Annotated in this window: 15 protein-coding genes; 11 read left to right on the forward strand and 4 right to left on the reverse strand. The window is 32.9% G+C overall.

Going from position 1 to position 24120, the window contains the following annotated elements; all coding sequences use genetic code 11:
- Positions 1–6 precede the first annotated feature (6 nt).
- From Q0828_RS13475 to Q0828_RS13520, 10 genes are all read left to right on the forward strand, one after another.
- Positions 7–6204 carry a hypothetical protein gene (locus Q0828_RS13475; RefSeq protein WP_298421793.1) on the forward strand — a complete coding sequence of 2066 codons (6198 nt, stop codon included), beginning with the start codon at positions 7–9 and terminating at the stop codon, positions 6202–6204.
- 289 nt (positions 6205–6493) lie between these two features.
- Positions 6494–7483, forward strand: a complete 990-nt coding sequence (locus Q0828_RS13480; protein ID WP_298421796.1) for a hemagglutinin protein — start codon at positions 6494–6496, stop codon at positions 7481–7483.
- 190 nt (positions 7484–7673) lie between these two features.
- Positions 7674–8273 carry an ankyrin repeat domain-containing protein gene (locus tag Q0828_RS13485; RefSeq protein ID WP_298421799.1) on the forward strand — a complete coding sequence of 200 codons (600 nt, stop codon included), beginning with the start codon at positions 7674–7676 and terminating at the stop codon, positions 8271–8273.
- A 21-nt stretch (positions 8274–8294) separates the two neighbouring features.
- Positions 8295–9395, forward strand: a complete 1101-nt coding sequence (locus Q0828_RS13490; protein ID WP_298421802.1) for an acyltransferase family protein — start codon at positions 8295–8297, stop codon at positions 9393–9395.
- A gap of 51 nt (positions 9396–9446) precedes the next feature.
- Positions 9447–11225: a tetratricopeptide repeat protein gene (locus Q0828_RS13495; RefSeq protein WP_298421805.1), complete on the forward strand. Its 1779-nt coding sequence runs from the start codon at positions 9447–9449 to the stop codon at positions 11223–11225.
- A gap of 269 nt (positions 11226–11494) precedes the next feature.
- Positions 11495–12754 (forward strand): serine hydrolase domain-containing protein, encoded by a 1260-nt coding sequence (locus Q0828_RS13500; protein WP_298421808.1) that lies wholly within the window; start codon positions 11495–11497, stop codon positions 12752–12754.
- Between the two features lie 26 nt (positions 12755–12780).
- Complete coding sequence (locus Q0828_RS13505) at positions 12781–13368, forward strand: hypothetical protein (protein WP_298421811.1); 588 nt, start codon at positions 12781–12783, stop codon at positions 13366–13368.
- Between the two features lie 9 nt (positions 13369–13377).
- A complete protein-coding gene (locus Q0828_RS13510; RefSeq protein WP_298421814.1) occupies positions 13378–14244 on the forward strand; it encodes an alpha/beta hydrolase in 867 nt (288 codons plus the stop codon).
- Between the two features lie 2 nt (positions 14245–14246).
- The gene (locus Q0828_RS13515; protein WP_298421817.1) at positions 14247–15383 is read left to right on the forward strand and encodes a serine hydrolase domain-containing protein; all 1137 of its coding nucleotides are present in this window, start codon (positions 14247–14249) and stop codon (positions 15381–15383) included.
- Positions 15384–15499: 116 nt separating this feature from the next.
- Positions 15500–17725 carry a TonB-dependent receptor gene (locus Q0828_RS13520; RefSeq protein WP_298421820.1) on the forward strand — a complete coding sequence of 742 codons (2226 nt, stop codon included), beginning with the start codon at positions 15500–15502 and terminating at the stop codon, positions 17723–17725.
- A 42-nt stretch (positions 17726–17767) separates the two neighbouring features.
- On the opposite strand, the gene Q0828_RS13525 is transcribed toward Q0828_RS13520, so the two are convergent.
- From Q0828_RS13525 to Q0828_RS13540, 4 genes are all read right to left on the reverse strand, one after another.
- Entirely contained in the window at positions 17768–19015 is a 1248-nt protein-coding gene (locus tag Q0828_RS13525; RefSeq protein WP_298421824.1) for an FAD-dependent oxidoreductase, read from the reverse strand.
- Between the two features lie 170 nt (positions 19016–19185).
- Positions 19186–20193: a 4-hydroxyproline epimerase gene (locus tag Q0828_RS13530; RefSeq protein WP_298421827.1), complete on the reverse strand. Its 1008-nt coding sequence runs from the start codon at positions 20191–20193 to the stop codon at positions 19186–19188.
- 10 nt (positions 20194–20203) lie between these two features.
- A complete protein-coding gene (locus Q0828_RS13535) occupies positions 20204–21787 on the reverse strand; it encodes an aldehyde dehydrogenase (NADP(+)) (protein ID WP_298421830.1) in 1584 nt (527 codons plus the stop codon).
- Positions 21788–22027: 240 nt separating this feature from the next.
- On the reverse strand, positions 22028–22951 hold the full coding sequence (locus Q0828_RS13540; RefSeq protein ID WP_298421833.1) for a dihydrodipicolinate synthase family protein: 924 nt from the start codon (positions 22949–22951) through the stop codon (positions 22028–22030).
- Positions 22952–23150: 199 nt separating this feature from the next.
- Here Q0828_RS13540 and Q0828_RS13545 point away from each other — a divergent pair, with 199 nt between their 5' ends.
- Complete coding sequence (locus tag Q0828_RS13545) at positions 23151–23996, forward strand: helix-turn-helix transcriptional regulator (RefSeq protein WP_298421836.1); 846 nt, start codon at positions 23151–23153, stop codon at positions 23994–23996.
- Positions 23997–24120: the final 124 nt, after the last annotated feature.

Here is a 24120-nt window from a genome sequence, read left to right on the forward strand (position 1 = left end):
ATTCTTATGAAAAGAAATCTATTTTTAATTTTAGTATGTATCGCTTCGTACGGCTATGGACAAACCTCTTGTCCTTTTGATGAGAGTCTATTCTCTGGTACACTAACAGTAACAACTGCTGGCGCTTCAAAAACAAAAGCTAGCGATGCTACGTCCAATCATAGATTTGGCGAACGTGTTGCTATTGACGGAAATATCGCTGCAGTTGTTTCACGTAGCAATGGCGCTGCCGCAGGAAAAGTATATATTTTTACAAATGATGGTTCAGGAAATTGGACAGAACAAACAATCTTATCTGCAAGTGATGGTTTTGCTGGAGATAATTTTGGTTCTGCTATTGCCTTAGAAGGAAACTACTTATTGGTTGGCGCACGTTCGCAACTAGATGCTGCTGATGTAGATACTGGAGCTGCGTATTTATTTGAATACAATGGTGTGAATACGTGGACGGAAGTTGCCATTTTTGAACCTAGTGATGGTACTACTGGAATTCGCTATGGAGAATCAGTTTCTATCGAAGGTGATTTAGTACTTGTTGGAGCGCGTAATGGATGTACTGGAGGATGTGCGTATCTATATGAAAATGATGGTACCAATACCTTTACTTATACCGAAACAAAACTAGAGCCGCAAGTGCAATCAAATTATGATGGCGCACGATTTGGTCATGATGTGTTAGTAAAAGATGGACGTGCGTATGTTAGCGGACCTCAAGATTTTTCTGCTGTCGGAAATGCTTCCGCAGGATCTGTGCAAATTTGGGATCAGGCAAATGATGGAACTTGGTCACGTACACACAGATTAAGAGGTACTGAAACTACAGAAGCTTTTGGATGGTCTATAGATGTTGAAGGAGATTATTTAGCCATTGGTGCTATGAATTTTGAAACTTCTACAACACCTGAAGCCGATCAAGGAAGAGTTTATGTGTACAAAGCGGATGCAAATGGCGATTATCTGGAAGCCAATAGCGTCATGATTCAAAATGATGATAAAGATAGTTTTAATGATCAACGTTTTGGAACTGATGTTGCTTTAGATGGAGAATATTTATACGTAGGAACTTTTGGAAATGGAGCAATCAATTCAGATGCGCTCTATACATTTAAAGGTAATGGCACCAATAACTGGACGCAAATTGCAAAAATAACTTCAGGCGCTGGTTGGGATGAATTCGCAAACAGAGCTGTAGCCGTTTCTTTTCCTTATTTATTAATTGGTCAGAATGAAGATGATAGTCCAAGTAATTCTGGAGCTATATACTTTGTCCCGTTGGCAAATCAAGTAGTACCTGTGGCTTCTGTTACGGAAACTGTAGGCGTGAATACTGGACAAAATAATGGAATTATCAAAGTAAGTTTTGATGATGAAGCTACCGAAACACAAATTAAATTTAGTGTAGATGGCGGTACAACATATCCGTACACTTTTGATGATACACTTGGCAATGCAGAAATTACCAATTTGGCGATAGGAAACTATGATGTTTGGGTAGCTTTTGATGAAAGCTCCTGCCCTATTAGTTTGGGAAGTTTTGCTATCAATGAAATACCGTATACTGCGATTCCAGATGCAAACTTTGAAGCTGCATTGGAAGCTTTAGGATATGACGATGTAAGCGCTGACGGACAAGTACCAACAGCGTTAATTGAAGTCGTAACTACTTTAGATGTAACAAATCAATCTATATCGGATTTAACAGGTATTTCAGATTTTACGGCATTGGTTAATTTAGATTGTTCAGATAACACATTGACTTCTTTGGATGTGAGTGCTAATATGAATTTACAAACCTTAGAGTTTAATAATAATTCTATTGCATCGGTTATGCTTGGAGCTAATACGACACTAGATTATATAAGAGGTAGATACAATCAACTGAGTACAATTGATATTAGTCAAAACACCAATCTGACATTCTTAAATTTAAGAAGCAATCTATTGACAACAATTGATGTTTCAAACAATACGCTACTTGAAACCATTAATCTTCGTGATCATACCAATCTTACAGGTATTGATATTACCAATAATGTCAACTTAAAAACTTTATACCTTCAAGATACAGACATAAATAGTTTAGATGTTTCTCAAAATAATCTATTAGAAATCTTAAGTATACTGAGAGCTAATATAACTAGTATTGATGTTTCAAACTTAACTGCATTAACACAATTAAGAATCTCTGATAATAACTTAACGAAATTAGATGTTTCAAACAATCCAGCATTGATAAGTTTAGAATGTGCGAATAATAATTTGACATTCCTAAATGCTAAAAATGGAAACAATACCGCAATTTTAGATGCAGACTTTAATGCTTCAGGAAATACAGCTTTGACTTGTATTTTGGTAGATAATGCCGCTTGGAGTACTACAAATTGGACAAATATTGATACTGGAGTAGCTTCCTTTAGCGATGCGTATTGTCGTTATACTGCCATTCCTGACGCCAATTTTGAAGCAGAGTTAGAAGCTTTAGGGTACGATGATATTTCTGCAGACGGACAAGTGCCAACAGCGTTAATTGAAACCGTAACAGCATTAAATGTAAGAAACAAATCTATTAGTGATCTAACAGGAATTGAAGATTTTACAGCATTGACAAATTTAAACTGTGGCGAGAACAGCCTGACAATACTTAATATTTCAAATAATACAACTTTAGAAATGTTAACTGCAAACGGTAATAATATTACTTCGATAGATTTATCAAATAACTTAAATTTAAAAGAGGTTGATCTCGGAGCCAATGAGCTAAGTGCATTAGATATTTCGGCAAATACAGCCTTGACAAAATTAGAATGTCCTGTAAATGATATTGCTGTTTTAGATATAAGTAATAATATTGCTTTAGAGATATTAGAAGCGTTTCAAACAGATATTGCAGCTATAGATTTAAGCACTAACATAAACTTGAAAAAATTACGCTTATACAAAACAAATATTACAGAAATTGATGTCTCAAATAATCCATTATTGAACGAATTACGTATTGACAATACTGATGTAAGCACATTAGATATTACGAACAATGTCCTACTCGATTGGTTAAAAGTAAATGGTTCTTTAATTACTTCTTTGGACTTAACAGGATTAACTGTTTTGACAAGGTTTGAAGGACAAACAGGAGTTTTGGAACATATTGACATCAGAAACGGAAACAATAGCAACATGACCACGTTTAACGTGACAAATAACAACAATTTAGATTGTGTATTAGTAGACGATGCTGCATATAGCACAACTTATTGGGCACAAGTTGGTACAGGTTTAATTTTTTCTGAAACCTACTGTCGTTACACAGCTATTCCTGATGCCAATTTTGAAGCAGCATTAGAAGCTTTAGGATATGATGATATTGCAGCTGACGGACAAGTGCCAACCGCGTTGATTGAAGTTGTAGAAGATTTAGATGTAGAAAGTGCAAACATCGCTGACATAACTGGTATTGAGGATTTTATAGCACTAAAAACATTCGATTGCGGTTATAACTCATTAAGTACTATAGATGTAACTAACAATACCGAATTAAGACAATTAATTATTAGAAATAACAATATCTCATCTATAGATCTTTCTGCAAATACATTATTAGTTGGTTTTAAAAGTGAAAGTTGTCCTATTGCAAATCTAGATCTATCTAATAATATCAATCTACAAGTATTATGGCTTACTGGAAATGATCTCACAACATTAGATGTATCTAACAATACTTTACTAAGGTCATTTTATGGAAATAATAACCAGCTAACTACTTTAGATTTAACAAACAATCCTGCATTACAAGTTGTTAGAGCTAGTAATAATAACCTAGAATCTTTTGATTTACGCAATGGAAACAATACAAATATAAGCGGAGGTACTAACTTTCAACTAACAGGAAATTCAAATTCAATTTGTGTTTTCGTTGATGATCTAGCGCATGCAACTACCAACTGGACAACAATAGATTCGTTAGTCACTTTTAGAGACAGTAATTATTGTAGATATACCGCAATTCCAGATGCAAACTTTGAAGCACGTTTAGAAGCCTTAGGGTATGATGATATTTCTGGCGATGGACAAGTGCCTACAGCGTTAATTGAAGTCGTAACAACCTTAGACATCAATTCGCAAAGCATTGCAGATATTACAGGAATTGAAGACTTTACTGCTTTAGAAGAATTGTATGCAACTCTTAATACATTTACAAGTTTAGACCTTTCAAATAATACTGCATTAAAAATACTTTGGACAAAGTTTACACCTATTGCAACCATAAATCTTAGTGCAAATACCAATCTTGAACAATTGGTATGTTCTTTCAATGATTTAAGTAGTTTAGATGTTTCTGCAAATACCGCATTAACCTATTTGGAATGTAATAACAATTCAATTGCTACTCTTGATGTGTCTACAAATACAGCTTTATTAGACTTGCGTTGTGGAAACAATGCGTTGACAAACATCGATTTAACTACCAATACATTGCTAACTACATTTTGGTGCGATAATAATTCCATCACAACGATTGATGTTTCGCTTCAAACGGCATTGACTTCTTTTGTTGCAAATGATAACAATCTAACATTTGTAAACATTCAGAATGGTAATAATATGAACGTTACCAATTTTGTAGCCATCAACAATTCAGGTTTAACTTGTATTTTGGTAGATGATGCTACATACAGTACCACTTATTGGGGAGGAATTGATGTGACCACAAGTTTTAACGATCAATATTGTCGCTACACTGCCATTCCTGATGCAAACTTTGAAGCACGTTTAGAAGCCTTAGGTTATGATGACATTTCTGCAGACGGACAAGTGCCAACAGCGCTAATTGAAGTAGTTACCAACTTAAATCTTGTCAATGATGGCATTACAGATATTACAGGAATTGAAGACTTTATAGCATTAACGAGTTTAAACGCATCAGATAATTTAATTGGATCGTTAGACATCTCAAACAGTCCAAACCTTGTAACGCTCTCAGCTAATGCGTGCGGACTTACAAATTTAGATATCTCACAAAATACTTTATTACAAAATTTATCAGCAGATTCTAATCAGTTAACAAGTTTGAATACCACAAACAATACAGCCTTAAAAACTATTGTCGTATATGGTAATTCGATCGCTACCGCAGACTTTTCTACAAATACAGCATTAGAAACCTTAGATCTATTTCAAAATCAACTTACAGCGCTTGATCTAAGCAATAACATAGCACTAAAAACATTGTTTTGCGATAACAATCAATTAATAAGTCTAAATGTTCAAAACGGAAACAACGGAGCAATTACTGAAATTAACACACAAGGGAATGATGATTTATACTGTGTTTTAGTGGATGATGAAGCCTATAGTAATACGTATTGGACAAACTTAGATACGCAAACAAGCTATAACGAAACAAGTTGCGATTTTGTAATTGTTGATGTGGATGTATTCTTGCAAGGAGCATTAATCAATCCGATTACTGGAGAAGAAAGCTTAATGCGTGACGATTTAAGAACTGCAGGTGCTTTATACTCTTCAAATTCTCCTTATGGAGATGGTGCTAGTATCAGTGAAACTGTGGGACTTTCTGATAATGGTGTAAATACAATTGTCGATTGGATTTGGGTTGAATTACGCGATGCAAATACCAATACAACTGTTGTTGCTGGACAATCAGGAGTGTTACAGCGTGATGGTGATATTGTAGCTACAAATGATGATTTAGTAACGCCTTTAACCTTTGAAAATGTGCCTGCTGGAAATTATTACATTGTAGTAAAACATAGAAATCATTTAAGCATCATGTCTGCAACAGCAATCACATTAAGACAAGTTGTAACAACAATTAACTTCACAGATGCAAACAATCAAATTACGTTTGGAAGCAATGCACAAACCACATTTGGAATGCCAACAGACATTGTAGCCATGTGGAGTGGAAACGCCAATGAAGATTCAATCGTTCAATACTCTGGAACCAATCCAGACACACCAGATATTCTGTCAACAGTACTAAACGATGCTGGAAACTTCTTAAACTTTCCAACCTATGTGGTAACAGGTTACAATGCAAATGATATCAATATGGATGGAAACACACAATACTCAGGAACGGAACCTGATGTTCCATTCATTCTACAAAATATATTGACGCATCCAAATAACTTTTTAGGTTTTAGTACGTATCAAATTATTGAACAATTACCTGAAAACGAGTAAGTGTAAAGAAAAAAATAGTGCTTTTAGTTTAGCTATAACGAGGTAACTTAGATTTGGGCTCTAGTTACCAAAACGCCATCCAAATATATAGGATGGCGTTTTTTTATGCATTAAAAACTGTTTTCTTTACGGAACGAATTATAGAATTGACGAATCTCCAAATTGCCAATACCTATATAAAGTGGCTATATCTAGAAACATATTGCGATTATCAAGTAATGTAGTATAAAAAATTACTGTAAATTTTAACTGAATACAATTTATACTTATCTTTCAAAAAATAAAAATGATGCGAAACATACTTATTATAACTTCTTTACTCTTTGGAATTCATATGAGTAACGCACAAACCATAGAGCGTCAAGTAATTGGTAGTTCAGGAGCTACTATTTCTAATGGTTCCACTACTGTAGATTTTACTGTCGGCGAAGTTGTTACGACTACAATTACAGATGGTACTACTACCCTATCACAAGGATTTTTGCAAGGCACTATAAAATTAGCAATTAATATTAATCCGAAAGTATTTTTACAAGGAGCAGCATTAAATCCATATACAGGAGAAGAATCGTTCATGCGAGACGATTTACACAGAAATAGTCATATTCCAACAACTTCACCTTATGGAGATGGCAACACACTCGATTCTGACATTTTCAATATTCAAGATACAAATGCTTTAGTTGATTGGATTTGGGTAGAATTACGAAATGCTACAGATAACACACAAGTTATAGCAAGTCAGTCAGCGTTATTACAACGTGATGGCGATATTTTAGATTCACAATACAACACGCTCGAATTTGAAGTTGCTGCAGGAAATTACTATGTAGTAATAAAACATAGAAACCATTTAGGAATCATGACTACGAATACAGTTGCGCTTTCAAAAACGGGAACTACTGTCGATTTTACAGATGCTTCCAATCAAATTACTTTTGGAAATAATGCGCAAACCACTTTTGGAATGCCTTCCGGAAAAGTAGCTATGTGGGCAGGAAATGTTAATGCGGACACAATTATACAATACTCAGGAACAAGCCCAGATACACCAGAAATCTTATCTACAGTACTTAATGATGCTGGAAACTTCTTAAATTTCCCAACATATGCAGTAAGTGGATATAATTCAAATGATATCAATTTGGATGGAACAACACAATATTCAGGAATAAGTCCAGATGTACCTTTCATCTTACAAAATATATTAGCACATCCAGGAAACTTCCTAAACTTTAGTACCTATCAAATTACAGAACAGTTACCTGAAAACCCATAAAAATCGAAGATTCATGCGGTTTAAAAATTCAAATAAACGTCATCATAACAGATGGCGTTTTTTTATATCTCTAATAAAAAACAATTCATCCGTCATATTCTACAGTTCAGGTATTCTTTATTTTTTTTAACTGCTTTCAGCCAGACATTTGTTGCATAAATCAAAATATAAACAATAAATGCAATCAATCATGAAGACAATTAAAATGAATTCTTTTAAAACAATCTCAACTATTACATTAGCACTTCTACTCTTACTAACTATTTCTTGTACTTCTTCGTCTGAGAAGAAATCAGAAACAACAGACACTTCAACGGATGTTTCTAAAATTGAAACACCAAAAATTGACATTCAGACAGCTGTACTAAGCAATAATATTGAAGCAATACAGCAACACATAAAAGCAGGAACAGATCTCAATACAAAAGATGCTATGACTGGATCAACTCCTTTAATTACTGCTGTTAGTTTTAATAAAAAAGAAATTACAAAAGCCCTTATAGAAGCTGGAGCTGATTTAAACTTAAAAAACAATGACGGTTCAACAGCATTGCACTCTGCAGCATTTTTCTGTAGAACAGAACTTGTACAAGCACTTATAAATGCTGGATCGGATCAATCACTACGAAATAATTTTGGTGCTACAGCCAAAGAATCTGTAATGGGACCATTTGATACTATCAAACCTATCTACGAAATGTTACAACAACAATTAGCTCCAATGGGCTTACAAATGGATCTAGATCATATCGAAAAAACAAGACCTACAATTGCTTCCATGTTAAAGTAATTTTTAAAAAAACACACTGTAATGACTACACAAAGAAGATACGATATTGACTGGTTACGCGTAATTGCAATTGGTTTACTATTAATTTATCATATAGCCATCATATTTCAGCCGTGGGCAATGTTTATAGCATTCATACGTAGTAACGAATTTTTAGAAAATTTATGGAAACCAATGACAATGTTAAACGTATGGCGAATTCCATTTCTATTTTACGTATCTGGAATGGGCTTATACTTTGCCATGCGTAAAAGAAACTGGAAACAATTACTAAAAGAACGTTCAAAACGAATTTTGTTACCTTTCCTGTTTGGAATTATAGCTATTACTCCATTGCACATGTTTATATTTCAAAAATACTATAACATGCCATTAGATTATAAAGCACATTTTGGTCATTTATGGTTTTTAGGAAATATTTTTACTTATGTAGTACTACTATTACCTGTGTTTTTATGCTTAAAAAAGTTAGAAGATAGTACATTCAAAAAGAAGCTAATAACTATCATGAAAAATCCTTTAGGGCCATTAGCAATTTGTGCCTTTTTCATTATAGAAGTACTTTTAGTAAAACCACAAATTTTTGCGTTATACGCGCAAACGTGGCATGGATTTTTCATTGGACTTCTTGCTTTCTTTTTTGGTTTCCTTTTTATATATGTTGGAAAAACCTTTTGGCAAACAGTATTAACTTGGAAATGGTTTTACATAGGATTGGCAGCTATTTTATTTGGAATACGATATATTGAATTTGCTACGGAAGCACCTAATTATTTAATGGCTATTGAATCTAATTGTTGGATATTTGGAATCTTCGGATTAGGTTATAAATATTTAAATAAACCAAGTAAAACACTAAGCTATTTAAGCAAAGCTGCATATCCTGTATACATCATACATATGTTTGTTTTATATGCAAGCGCCATGTTGATATTACCACTAAAAATAAACGCTTGGATGCAATTCTTAGCCATTACAATTAGTACGTTTATCGGTTGTTTTATAATCTATGAACTAATCATTAAACGAATAGGATTTTTGAAACCATTTTTTGGTTTAAAAAGGAGTTTTACTATTTTTAATACATCTTTAAAGAAATCGAAAATTGAAACAATAAAATAGTCTAAATAAGTATTAGAACTTGTTTAAAGTTTAGTATAAAATATATACTCTTTGGAAATAACAACAAAATCAATAGCAGTTTTACCATTTGTCAACATGTCCAATGACAAAGAAAATGAATACTTCTGTGATGGAATTACAGAGGAAATCATCAATGCTTTGACTAAAATAAAAGGTTTAAAAGTTACAGCACGTACATCATCGTTTGCATTCAAAAATAAAAATGTTCACATTAAAGAAATTGGATCTATTTTAAATGTTACCAATGTGTTGGAAGGAAGCATTCGAATATATAAAAATACCATTCGAATTACCGTACAATTAATCAATGCTATTGATGGTTTCCCTATTTGGTCAAAACGATTTCAACGAAATTTAGAAGATATTTTCGAACTGCAAGATGAAATTAGTTTGATTATCGCTGAGCAAATTAGAGAAAACTTTGGTCACTTTCATATTGCTGAACAAATTCCAACAAAAGGAACTAAAAACATAAATGCATACAAATCATATCTAAAAGGCAGACAATTTCAATTAAATTGGAAATTGGAAGACTACTTAAAAGCTATTGAAATGTATAAAATAGCGATACAGGAAGATGCACAATATGCAGATGCTTATTTTTCATTGAGCAGATCCTACGGGATTCTTACAAGTTGGGGATACATTGAACGTGAAGAAGGTATAAAAAATGCGCTATTCTATTTAGAAAAAGGTTTTCAAATTAATCCAAATTCATATTTAGGCTTTTTCTCTAAATCATCTGTTAGTTTTTGGATCAATTGGGATTATGAAAAAGGGATTCTATATCTAAAACAGACACTTGCTATCAATCCAAATTATGCGATTGCTCATGAAGGTTTAGCCGAAATTTACATAGCAACAAATCAATTAGAAAAGGCATTGATATACATTGATAAAGCAATAGCAATAAACCCTTTGTCTCCAAATCATTACTTTACAAAAGGAAACATTTATTTTACAAAAAAACAATACAAAAACGCCATTGAATATCTAAATATAGCTCTTGAAATTGATTCAAATTTTGCATTGGCTATAGAAACCAAATTAGCATGCTTATTACTTTTAAAAGATAAAAAAGCGTTTAATCAATATATCTTAGAAAGAGATCAATTACTAAAACCTGATACTTGCCGATTACTTTTCGATTGTTTTCATTCAAAAAAATCTGAAAACAAACATACTAATATCACTATTCAAGATAGCTTTAAAAGCCTTTATCCTTGGAATTTTTATCTACTGATACATTCAGGTAAAATAACAGAAGCAATGGCTATTTTTGAAGAAAAGATCAACTTACGCTTTGGACAACTCGTCAATTATAAACTAGATCCTTTTTTAGCTCCATTACGATCACACAAAAAGTATGAGTATATTAATAAACAAATCATTTCACATACTACAAATGAAATTATTCATGCAAACGATACAGAGCAAAAAAGTAATATCAAACCGCTAAGCGCTGAAGAAACAAATGCATATAAAAACCTACTTATCAACACTTTAAAAAACGACCAACTCTATTTAAATTCTGATCTATCTTTAAAACAACTTGGGAATACTATTAATTTACACCCTAATAAATTATCTTGGTTATTAAATACTGAGTTTAATAAAAACTTCAACGATTTCATCAATCAATACCGATTGGCACATTTTAAAACAATTGCGATTGATCCAAAATTTGAACACATTACAATTCTTGGACTTGCTTATGATAGTGGTTTCAACTCAAAAAGTGTCTTCAATACATACTTCAAAAAAGTGGAAAATAGCACGCCTAGTCAATGGATTAAAAAGCAATTATAATCATAGAAAAGTATTGACTCTTACTATTTTCAAAATTAGTTCCATAAATTCCCCTTTCTCTAATTCAATTTAACACACTGAAAATCAAATCAATGTATAACCAAATAGTTTTGGTTATATAGTTGTTACAGCATCATCTTCCTTGTAATAACTAAATAAGTCTTTAATCTCATTTAGAACGTTCGAATTTATAATTCAAGACGATTGGCGCTTCGTTATCTCGCAACTTTGTCCCATCAAAATAAATAATAATCAGGAAACGAAACATTATGACAACAGTAACAAAAAATTTAATTCCAATTTTAGTAGCTTTCACGCTTCTATTTTCATCATGCTCAAGCGATGATGACACAACAATTACTACTCCAACGGTCAATACAATAGAAACCGCCGAAGAACTTTCTACATATTTAGAAAATTTAGTACAAACAAACGACATTCCAGGCTTCTCGGTAAGTGTTGCTTTAGAAAATTCAATTGCATATCAAAAATCGTTTGGTTATGCCAATATAGCCACTGTAACACCGTATACAAATCAAACTGTAAATAGTATTGCTTCTATAAGTAAAACCTTTGTTGGTGCGGCAACTGCAAAAGCCATTGAACAAGGTTATTTTACATTAGAAACCAATATCAATGAACTTTTACCAATTGAGATAAACAATCCAAAACAACCAAGTTCACCTATTAAAATCAAGCATTTGGTAACGCATACGTCTGGAATTGTAGATATTCCATCAGTATATCTTGCAAACAATTATTATATATTACCTGGAGAAAATAGTACTACTGAAGCTGCTACTATTTTAATGAATGGTATAGGAATACAACAAAGTGAAAAAGTAGCTCTTGATGAATACTTAGCTGAAATTTTTCTAGAAGATGGCGAATTATACAGTTTAGACAACTACTTAGATGCGGCTCCAGGTGAAGAATGGATGTACTCAAACACAGGAACTGGTTTACTAAGTTACATTATAGAATATGTTTCAGATACTTCTTTTGACGGATATGTAAAAACAAACATTTTAAATCCGTTGCAAATGTCTAACACTACATATGACATTTACGAAGTAAATACATCCAATTTAGCAACACTATATCTAAATCCAAACTCATCGTTACCAAGATATGGAAATCACAGTTATGCAGAAGGAAGCATACACACTACAAACGAAGATTTAGGAAACTATTTACTAGACATGATGCGTGGTGCACGTGGAGAATCAGCTGTATTGTTTTCGCCTGAATATTATAATCTACTATTCAACGAAAATCTAGAAAGTGGAATTGTGCCCAACTCTTTTGCAGAAAACCATGGTTTATTCTGGTATATGAAAGATGACAATTTAATGCACGGAGGAAACAGTATTGGTATTTCATCGCACTTACAACTAAAGCAAAATGGTGCTTCTGGCTTTTTCATCATCACAAATATGGACGGAACTTTTACAGAAAACAATCCAAAATGGGAAAGTGTAAAAAATCAAATTTCAAACGCCATTCAACAATTTATCAATAACAATTAATAGCACATCTCAAAAAACGAATAATCATGACATCAATTAAAAAACAAAGCACTTCAATCTTATTTTTAATATTATGCATCGTAGTATCAAGCATGGGTAATGCACAAGAAACAGAAACTTTTAGAAAAGGGTTTATGTTCGAAATTGGTCTTGGCGGCGGTGTTATTAGTGTAGAAGATAGCAAAGGTGTACAAACATTTGACAAATCGCAAGGTGCTATCAGTTTCCCAGAACTAAAATTGGGATATTTTCTAAATGAAAACTTAGCGCTTACAGTTTCAATGCCAGGAATGATTTATGAATTCAATAATAATGACAGACACTTTGGAGGAATTCTTCCATCAATACAATATTGGGTAAAAGATCGTTGGTGGATTCATGGAGGAATTGGATTAGCCATAGATTCTCCAACATTATATGATATAAAAGACCAAAATGACAAGTGGAATTATGGTTGCGCAGTTATGGCGAGTACTGGATATGAAGTTTATAAAAAGAAAAACTTTGCTGTAAACATACAATCAAAAATAGTATTAGGACGTGTATTTTTAAACAACAATATTAATAGAGATTTTGCAACTTTCAATATTGGTTTAGGGTTTAACTGTTTATAGAAAATAGACATGAAATCATTCTTTATTGACATAGAATCCAAAAAAGAAATCATCAATTTATACTACAAAAAATTACACGAACTAAATATTCCACATGAGTTTATTACTATTGAAACAAGTTTTGGAGACACCAGTGTTATTACTGCCGGACAATCTAAAAATCAACCATTACTATTAGTGCACGACATTCATAGTTGTGCACCAATAGCATTGGAGGCAATGAAAAGTCTTATTGGTAAATTTAGAATTTATGCAATTGATGTTATCGGACAACCAAATACTAGTGCAGAAATTCGTTTAGATACTAAAAATGATGATTACGGAAGATGGCTCTATGAAATACAATCACGACTTAATATTTACAACGCGTATTTAGTCGGAATTTCCTTTGGAGGATTTATTGTTTGGAAAGCACTCAGTTATGATCAAAGTAGAATTAGCAAAGCTTTTTTAATCGCCCCTGTGGGAATTGTCAAAAGAAATCGAATTCATAACTATAGCAAAGTCGTGGTTCCGCTAAAGTTATTTCAATGGTTAAAAAATACAAAATACCTCCAATACTACATGAAACACCTTTTCTCAGAACACAATTCATTTATGGAAGAATACCTGTCAAAAGTAGTTTTGGGTTACAAAATGCATTACGCTTCTATTTCAAACATTACAAAAAAGGAAGCTGCCTCCATTCAAATTCCATTATATATAATTGCTGCAAAAAATGATATCTTTTTTCCTAGTAAAAAATTGATTTCAAAAGCAAAAAGTATTTTTCCATCACTAAAAGAAATATTATTTTTGAAAAATGCAAAACATGTACCAAATAAAGAAGAGTATCATGCAATTGCAACATTCGTCAAATCAAATATAAACGACTAATTATGAATAAAATACTATTCTTTTTAACTGTGTTTTTCAATTCAGTTATTTGTTTTGGACAACAGACTAATGAAAAGAAAATTTCAAAATTATTCAAAACTGAATTAAACAAAGAAAATGTTTATAATGCTTTTCTACATGTATATTCTAGTTCGAAAAATATTGACATACAATTTGCACAAGGAACCTTTAAAGATGGAAAAATAGTTACGGCAGAAAATCCTTTTTATTTAGCAAGTATTGGAAAAACAGTTACGGCAACAGCTATTGGCATCTTAAAAGATCAAGAAAGACTACAGTTTGAAGACAAAATAAACATGCATCTATCAAAAGAAATCATGGACAAATTAAATGTGTTTGAAGGTGTTGATTATTCAAATGAAATTACTATTGCACAGCTATTACAGCATACTTCTGGTTTACCTGATTATTTTGAAGATACTACAATTGATGGAACACCAAATATGATCAATCAGCTTTTTGAAAAACCTTCCAAAACTTGGTTACCTAAAGAATTAATAGAATTTTCAAAACAAAAAATGATACCTCATTTTCAACCTGGAAAAGGATATTATTATACTGATACCGAATATGTATTATTAGGTTTAATTATAGAAAAAATAAGTGGGTTAGAATTACATGAATTCTTCAAAAAATACATCTTTCAACCATTACACATGAAGCATACGTATATGCATTTGAGATCAACCTCAATTAGACAAACATTACAAATGGCAGAAATGTATGCAAGTAGGTATGAAATCTCAACTTTCAAAAGCCTCAGTGCTGATTGGGCTGGCGGCGGAATTGTTTCTACAACACAAGATTTATTAAAATTTCATAAAGCACTCCTTTCTGGAAAAATAGTCCAGAAAAAAACCTTAGAACGCATGCAACAATGGACTCCAGAAACGCAAGGTATGTATTATGGTTTTGGGTTGCGAAAAGTAGTTTTGAACGAATTAGATCAAAATTTACCTAAAATAGAACTCATTGGACATTCAGGAAGTACAGCTTCATTTATGTATTACTGTCCCAATATAGACACCTACATTTCTGGAACATTAAATCAAACGGATTCAACGAAAAATTCTTTAAGTTTAATTACTAATATTCTAACGCTGATTCATCAGAATTAGGCATATTCCAGGTATGTAATTAATTGAAATTAAGGTTGATAAAAAATAATTTAAACAAATCAAAACCACAACGAAATTTCCTTCGTATGTATTTTAAAAATCAATCATAAAATACAATGGCAAACAATCAACTTTTTGGAATTATTCTCTTTCTATTCCTAAGTTTAAACATTTCAGCACAATCAATTTCAGGTTTACTTACTGATCCGTATGATATTCCAATTCCAGAGGCACAAATCTACAATCAACAAAATCAAAAGCATACACACAGCGACGAATATGGAAAATTCTTATTAGACAATGTTTCCGTTGGAGATACACTTCGAATTTCGCATATAGGATACCAAACCAAATATATTATTCTCTCTTCCCTTACAAAAGAATTACAGTTTTTTTTGGAAAAGAAATCAATATCGTTAACCGAAGTCATCATTACTCCTGAATTAAATGCTTTGCATATAATTAGCGATATAGATATTCAAACAAATCCTGTAAATTCTTCACAAGAAATATTACAACAAGTACCTGGATTATTTATAGGACAACACGCTGGTGGCGGAAAAGCAGAACAAATATTTCTTCGTGGATTTGACATTGATCACGGAACAGATATTAGCATTACAGCTGACGGAATTCCAGTAAATATGGTATCACACGCGCATGGACAAGGATATTCCGATTTGCACTTTCTGATTCCTGAAACGTTGAATAATATTGACTTTGGAAAGGGTCCATATTATGCAAATCAAGGTAACTTTAATACGGCTGGTTATGTAGATTTTAAAACGAAAAAACGTTTACGAGAAAGTACGATAAAACTGGAAGCAGGGCAATTTGATACGTATAGAATGGTAGGAATGTTCAATGTGTTGAATACGTTAAATCATTCTGCGTACGTTGCAACGGAATACTTGGTAACTGATGGCACATTTGAAAGTCCGCAAAATTTTAGTCGCTTTAATATTTTCGGAAAATACACAGGCTCACTTTCTGAAACTGATAATATTGGTGTTTCACTTTCACACTTTGAAAGTACTTGGGACGCTTCAGGGCAAATTCCTATACGTGCTGTAAACATTGGGTTAATCAATCGTTTTGGTGCTATAGACGATACAGAAGGTGGAGTGACTAGCAGAACTAATTTCCTTTTAAATTATGATAAACGACTTTCAGCTAAATCATCAATTAAAAATAGTTTCTATTACAGCAAATATGATTTCAAACTCTATTCAAACTTTACCTTTTTCTTAGAAGATCCAATCAATGGCGATCAAATAAAACAACAAGAAAAGAGATCATTATTTGGATTAAAAAGTGAATATACACGTTCATTTTCAACGAATACTCTAGAAGGTGAATGGACAACAGGAATCAGTTTGCGAAAAGATCAAAGTGATAATAATGAACTTTCGAAAACGCTAAATCGTCGTGAAACACTTTCAAACATTCAATTTGGTGATATTAATGAGACCAATTATGGAGCTTTTATAAATGCTAATCTTGAATTTGGAAAATGGACGATCAATCCAGCAGTACGTTTAGATTATTTTGATTTTCAATACAACGATTTTCTACAAACAAACTACGAAACACAATCACAAAACGAAGCAATTTTAAGTCCAAAACTGAATTTTTTATACAATCATTCAGATAATTTACAAGCGTATCTAAAAACAGGAAAAGGATTTCACTCTAATGATACACGCGTTGTTATTGCTCAAAATGGAAAAGAAATCTTACCAGCTGCATACGGTTTTGATGTTGGTTTTATATGGAAACCATTTCCTGAGTTAGTTGTAAATACAGCCTATTGGCAATTATACCTAGCACAAGAATTTGTATATGTTGGCGATGCCGGAATTGTAGAACCAAGTGGAAAAACACGCCGACAAGGAATCGATTTAAGCTTGCGTTATCAACCGTTTCAATGGTTATTTTGGAATGTAGATACAAATTATACACATGCACGTGCAACTGAAGAGTCAAATGGTGCTGATTACATTCCATTAGCTCCAGACTTTACAGTAACTAGTAGTTTTAATTTAAAGTTTAAAAATGGTTTCTTTGGCGGAATTAACCTCAAACATATTAATGACAGACCAGCAAATGAAGATAATTCTATTGTTGCAGAAGGTTATTCTGTTTTTGATATGAACTTAGGTTACAACTGGGAAAAGTTAAGTTTTGGAATTCAAATTCAGAACATATTTGATACCGAATGGAACGAAACGCAATTTGCAACAACATCACGTTTACAAAACGAAACACAACCAGTAGAAGAAATTCATTTTACGCCTGGGACACCTTTTTTTATGAAAGCTAGTGCTACCTATCGGTTTTAGGTAATAGGTTTTGGTGTACAATAATTTTCAAATCAATACAAATTAAGAAAATCGTTCTACTTCAAAACCCTCTAATTTCATAGAAGTTGTCTTCTCTCCTATTAATTCACTAACCAACTTTCCTGTGGCTGGTCCTAAACTCCAACCCATCATGGCATGACCTGTGGCAACAGTTAAGTTCTTATAATTATTCGCTTTTCCAATATACGGTAAACCATCTGGAGAACACGGACGCAATCCGCAAGCGGCATTATCAATAAACTTTTTCGGAATTTCTAAACCATTATAAAAGGTTTCTGCAGCTTTTGCAATAGCATTTACACGTTTTGGATTAATTGTATGATTGATTCCTCCTATTTCCATGGTTCCAGCAAATCGTGTGAAACCTTGCATTGGTGTTACGGCTACTTTGGCTTCCGCCAGAATTGCAGGCATCGTAATTCCTGTATCTTGTTCTACATCTATTCGGTAGCCTTTTCCCGCTTGAAGCGGAATATTTATAGCAAGTTTTTTTCCTAAAATAGCACTCCAAGAACCTGCCGAAAGTACAAATTCGTCTGCTTTAAGAGTACGTTTTGAAGTTTCTACAGAAATAATTTTACCATCACAAAAATGTAAATCCGTAATTGCTTCATTTGTATAAAATTGAACGCCTTTTTCTTTTAAGAAAGCAATCATTTGCGACATAAAATTGGTTGGTGTCATATGTGCATCTGAGTCAAAGTACACAGCTCCTTTAATGTTAAAATCAACATTTGGTTCAATTTTTTTGACTTCATCTTTGGTCAAATTCTGAACATTCAAGCCTTCTTTAATTGCGCGTTTCCCCATTTCCCATTCTGCTTCTCCTTCTTTATCAGTTTGATAACACATCAGCAAGCCTTTTCGCTCCAAATGAAAATCAAAATCATCAGAATTACGCATTTCAATATACAATTCACGACTTAATAAGTTGATATCTTTTATAATCGGAATTGATCTTTCTACATGTTTTGCTGTAGCAGATTTTTTAAATAACCAAGACCATTTTAAGAAATCGGCTTCTAATCGTGGTTTTACATAAAAAGGACTTGATGAATTGAGCATCCATTTTAAACCTTTTGTAATCATGCCAGGTGCCGCTAATGGAATGATATGACTTGGTGTTATATATCCAGCATTAACAAAAGAAGCGCCACTAGAAATATCACTTTTATCCACAATGGTAACTTGGTGTCCATCTTGCTGTAAATAATACGCACAACAGAGTCCAATAATTCCACCTCCAATAATAACTACTTCTTTTTTCAACCTTTTTAGATTTATCGTCATACTGAACTTGATTCAGCATCTCATCATTATTTTTTATAATTTATATCTCGACTGCGCTCAATCTGACAATTAAAAAAACTCAATTCTAACTACCATAATCTTAACTAACAGATTCTGAGCTAAATTCAGGATAATTTATTTTATAAAAATTAAATTACCTGAAAACCATGTGCATACGGATCATCTTCATCGTCAATAATAATTGTATTGTATCCGTATACTTTTGCCCAACCTTGAATACTTGGTACTATTGCTAATTTTCCATCTAAAGTTGTCTCTTTTTCAACTCGCCCAACAAATTTTGATCCGATATAACTTTCATGAATATACTCTTCGCCTTGCTTCAATTTTCCTTTGGCATGCAATTGTGCTAATCGTGCAGAAGTTCCTGTTCCACAAGGACTTCTATCAATTGCTTTGTCCCCATAAAAAACAGCGTTTCTACCAGAAGAAGTTTCGTCTAACGGATTTCCTGTCCACAACATATGAGAAACATCACGAATGGTGTCATTTTCTGGATGAATAAACATATTTGAATACTTTTTATTAATTCGATCACGAACCACTTGTGAATATTGAATGATTTTACTCGCTGTAAAATCGTGAATTCCAGAGAAGTTTTCTTGTGGATCAACAATTGCATAGTAATTTCCGCCATAAGCGACATCAAAGGTAATTTCGCCCAACTCAGGACAATCAATCGTTAAATTTTCAGCAGCTAAGAAGCTTTTTACATTCGTTAATCGAACCCAATCTACTTTTTTATCAGATTGCTTATATTCAATCTCTACCAAACCTGCAGGCGCTTCCATTTTGATTTTCCCTTTTGTCTTTGGAGTAATCAAGCCTTCTTCTATGGCAATGGTAATGGTACCAATAGTTCCGTGTCCGCACATAGGCAAACAACCCGAAGTTTCTATAAATAAAATACCAAAATCGTTATCAGGATTACTTGGCGGAAATAAAATACTTCCGCTCATCATATCATGTCCACGTGGTTCAAACATTAATCCTTTTCGAATCCAATCATATTCTTTTAAGAAATGCTGTCGTTTTTCGCTCATATCTGAACCTTCTAAATTTGGTCCACCACCAGCTACAACTCTTACAGGATTTCCACACGTATGTGCATCAATACAGAAAAAAGTCTTTCTCATAGCAACTTTATTACAATGCTTCTTTTGTTTCTTGATCGTTTACTAGGCGTAAAATACCTAATGGATTATGATTCTTCAATTCATTTGGTAATAATTCATTTGGCCAATCTTGGTAACTAAATGGACGTACCCAACGTTTGATGGCATCTCTACCAACAGCTGTAAATCTACTATCCGTAGATGCAGGATATGGTCCACCATGTAACATTGCAGGCGCAACTTCTACACCAGTAGGAACTCCATTAAAAATGATTCGTCCTACTCTATCTGACAATGCATTTATAATAGTATCATAGTCAGAAGCTTCATTCTGTTCAGAAATTACTGTTCCAGTTAGTTGTCCTTCTAAATTAGCAATGATTTGTTCTAATTCAGCTTTGCTTTCACATTGAACAACTAATGAAAATGGTCCAAAAACTTCTTCATGTAACGTTCTATTTTCTAGGAATGTCATACCATCAACAGTTGCAACTGCTTGTTGTGCATAGTTTTCAGTAACCGCGTCATCAATATTTGCTTTTGTTTGCACATTTTTTTGCGCTTGTGCTCTTGCTTTGTTGTTACTGTATGCATTGTGAATATTGGGGTGTAACATACATTGTGGTGCAATTGTTACTATTTCAGAAGCTAAGGTTTCGATAAAACTCGTTAACCCATCACTTTTTAAGCCTAAAATCAATCCAGGATTCGTACAAAATTGCCCTGTTCCTAAAGTGATAGAACCTGCATAGGTCTTTGCTAATGAATGTGCTCTTTCTTCTAATGCTTTTGGTAAAATAATTACAGGGTTGATACTTCCCATCTCTGCAAATACTGGAATTGGCTCTGGACGTTTTGACGCTAAGTCTAATAATGCACGTCCACCTCGAATACTTCCTGTAAATCCAACTCCTTTTACTTTTGGGTGCTTTACTAATTCTTGTCCAACTTCAATTCCGCTACTATTTAAGTTTGAAAATACACCATTTGGCATGCCCGTTTTTTCTGCGGCTTTTATAATTGCTGATGCAACTAATTCACCTGTTCCTGTATGCATTGGATGTGATTTTACAATAACAGGACAACCTGAAGCTAATGCCGAAGCTGTATCGCCGCCTGCTGTAGAATATGCTAATGGAAAGTTACTTGCTCCAAATACTACAATTGGTCCAATAGGAACTAACATTTTTCGTAAATCTACTCTTGGCATCGGTGTGCGATCTGGTTGTGCAGGATCAATACGTGCCTCAACCCAAGAACCTTCTTCAACTAATGTAGCAAATGTTCTTAATTGCCCAATAGTTCTTCCACGTTCACCTTTTGCTCTTCCTTCTGGCAAACCAGTTTCAGACATATATGTTTGCACTAGTTCATCATCTAAAGCTAGAATTTCGTCAGCAATTGTATTTAGAAACGCTGCTTTTTTCGTTCCAGAAACTGCTCGAAACTCTTTAAATGCTTCCGAAGCTAGGTGTGCTGCTTCTTGAATTTCTTCTGAAGTTGCCTCAGTATAAACAATTTCATTTTCTGTATTTGCTTTCGGATTAAACGTTTTATACGTTACACTTCCTTTAGCTGAAAGTGAATTTCCGATATAATTTTTCCCTGTAATCATACGTATTGTTTTTTATTGTTCTACTCTTTGTTTTTCTAACAAAAATGAACTGAAAAGTGTGCTTTTTTGAAAAATAATAAAAGCGTGACTCAAATCCTAAACTTCTTCCAAGGCTTCAGAAATTTATAACAGATTTGACTCACTACTTTATTAAAAAAATGACCTTGGATTTAACAGTTACTTATTGACTTTTTTATGAAATTTACAATACTGTTAAAGATTTAGCACTCATTTTTATTTTTAGCTTAAATACTGCTTATAATTTGGTAAAATTGGACGTGTACTGACTCCTTTTCTTATGATTTCAAGTACATTTTCTCTTTCTGCTCCAATTAATGGTAAACGTGGTTCACGGACATTTTCTGTTCCAATTCCTGTAGCAACTTCAGCTAATTTTATATTTTGAACCAATTTTGTATTGATATCTAATTCTAGTAAAGGTAAAAACCATCTGTAAATTTCTATAGCTTCTTTAGTTTTTCCTGCTTTCACTAAAGCGTAAATTGCTACGGTTTCTGCTGGAAACGCACATACTAAACCTGCAACCCAACCGTCTGCGCCCATTAAGATGCTTTCTAGTGCTAAGGTATCTACACCACTTAATATGGCTAATCGATCTCCAAAACGGTTTTTGATACGTGTAATGTTTGATATATCACGTGTTGACTCTTTAACTGCTTGAATATTTGGACAATCATTTAATAACTCTTCAAACATATCCAATGTCACTTCAATACCATAATCTACAGGGTTATTATATACCATAATCGGTAAATCAGTACTATTAGCAACAGCTTTAAAATAAGTTACTGTTTCTCTGCTATCAGCTTTATATCGCATAGGTGGTAACATCATTAAACCACTAGCACCATCTTCTTTAGCATGCTGTACTGCTTGTTTTGCAGCTACAGTCGTTTGTTCAGCTACATTAATAATAACAGGAACTTTTCCGTCTACGATTTTTACAGCTTCACGAACTAAAGTTCTTTTTTCTTCGTTTGTAAGTGTACTTGCTTCTCCTAACGTTCCTCCAAGAATAATTCCATGAACACCAGCATTTACTTGTGCCTTTATATTGACAGCAAACATTTCTAAGTCTAGCTGGTCATTATTTGTAAATTTTGTTGTTACTGCTGGCATTACGCCTTTCCAATTGATAGTCATTTTAATATTTTTTGATGTGGTAAAAGTACAGTAGCCATTTGTTTTAAAAATTGTAGATATTATCCAATATTGATACTATTCTATCTTAATAATCAGTTTTTATAATTTTTTAGATTAATTTTAGCACATTATTGACTTATTTTCTACTTTAAAGTCTTAAAATCTAAGTCACGATGTAAATTAGTTAGCTATTTTTATAATGAAAGTATTACCATTTAAAATACCGAAAGCAGAAAGTGATATTTTGATTGTTCAGGAAGATCGTGGACGAACATTTTATGAAAAACTGCATCAGCATGAAGAAATTCAGCTTTCATATATCATTTCTGGAAAAGGAACATTTATTATTGGTGATACTATTCGTGATTTTCAACCAAATGATGTGTTGTTGTTTGGAAGTAATCTTCCACATGTATTAAAAAGTGATGTTTCAACGGAGCAAGATTCGTATATGATTTCTGTGTTTTTTACGCACGATAGTTTTGGAGAACATTTTTTTATGTTACCAAAGCTTCAACATTTGCAAAAACTAATGAAAGATGCAAGTTTTGGAATCAAGTTTAAAGAACATCAAGCTTTATTGAAACCCTTATTTGAAGCGATATTGAATCAAAATACAATCAAGCGGTTTGCTACTTTTTTTGAGATGCTTTCTATTTTGACTGAATCAAATTATGATACAGTTTCATCCTTCATCAACACAAAAAACTATACGGACGATGAAGGAAAACGTATGAGTGCTGTATTTGAGTTTGTGATGAATCATTTTGACCAAAAGATAGTTTTGGATGAGATTGCCACTATTGCCAACATGACTCCAAATGCTTTCTGCAAGTATTTTAAACAGCGAACCAATAAAACATTTTTTCAGTTTTTGACAGCGATTCGAATTGAAAATGCTTGTAAATCGTTAACCAATCAACCACAGTTATCAATTGCGGAAATAGCCTACGCTTGTGGTTTTTTTAATGTTTCAAACTTTAATAGAAAATTTAAAGAGATTAAAGGTATTACGCCAACGAAGTTTCGAAAGAAGGTGTTGTAAATTATAAATGTAAAATGCTAAATTTTAAATGTAAAAGTATTTTACTCAATACTAAAATCTCAATACTCACTTCTATCTTCAACTGTAACAATTACTTGTAAATCAGTACTTATATTTTAGTAAG

It is taken from the genome of uncultured Kordia sp. (genome assembly GCF_947496985.1).
Lineage (GTDB): Bacteria > Bacteroidota > Bacteroidia > Flavobacteriales > Flavobacteriaceae > Kordia.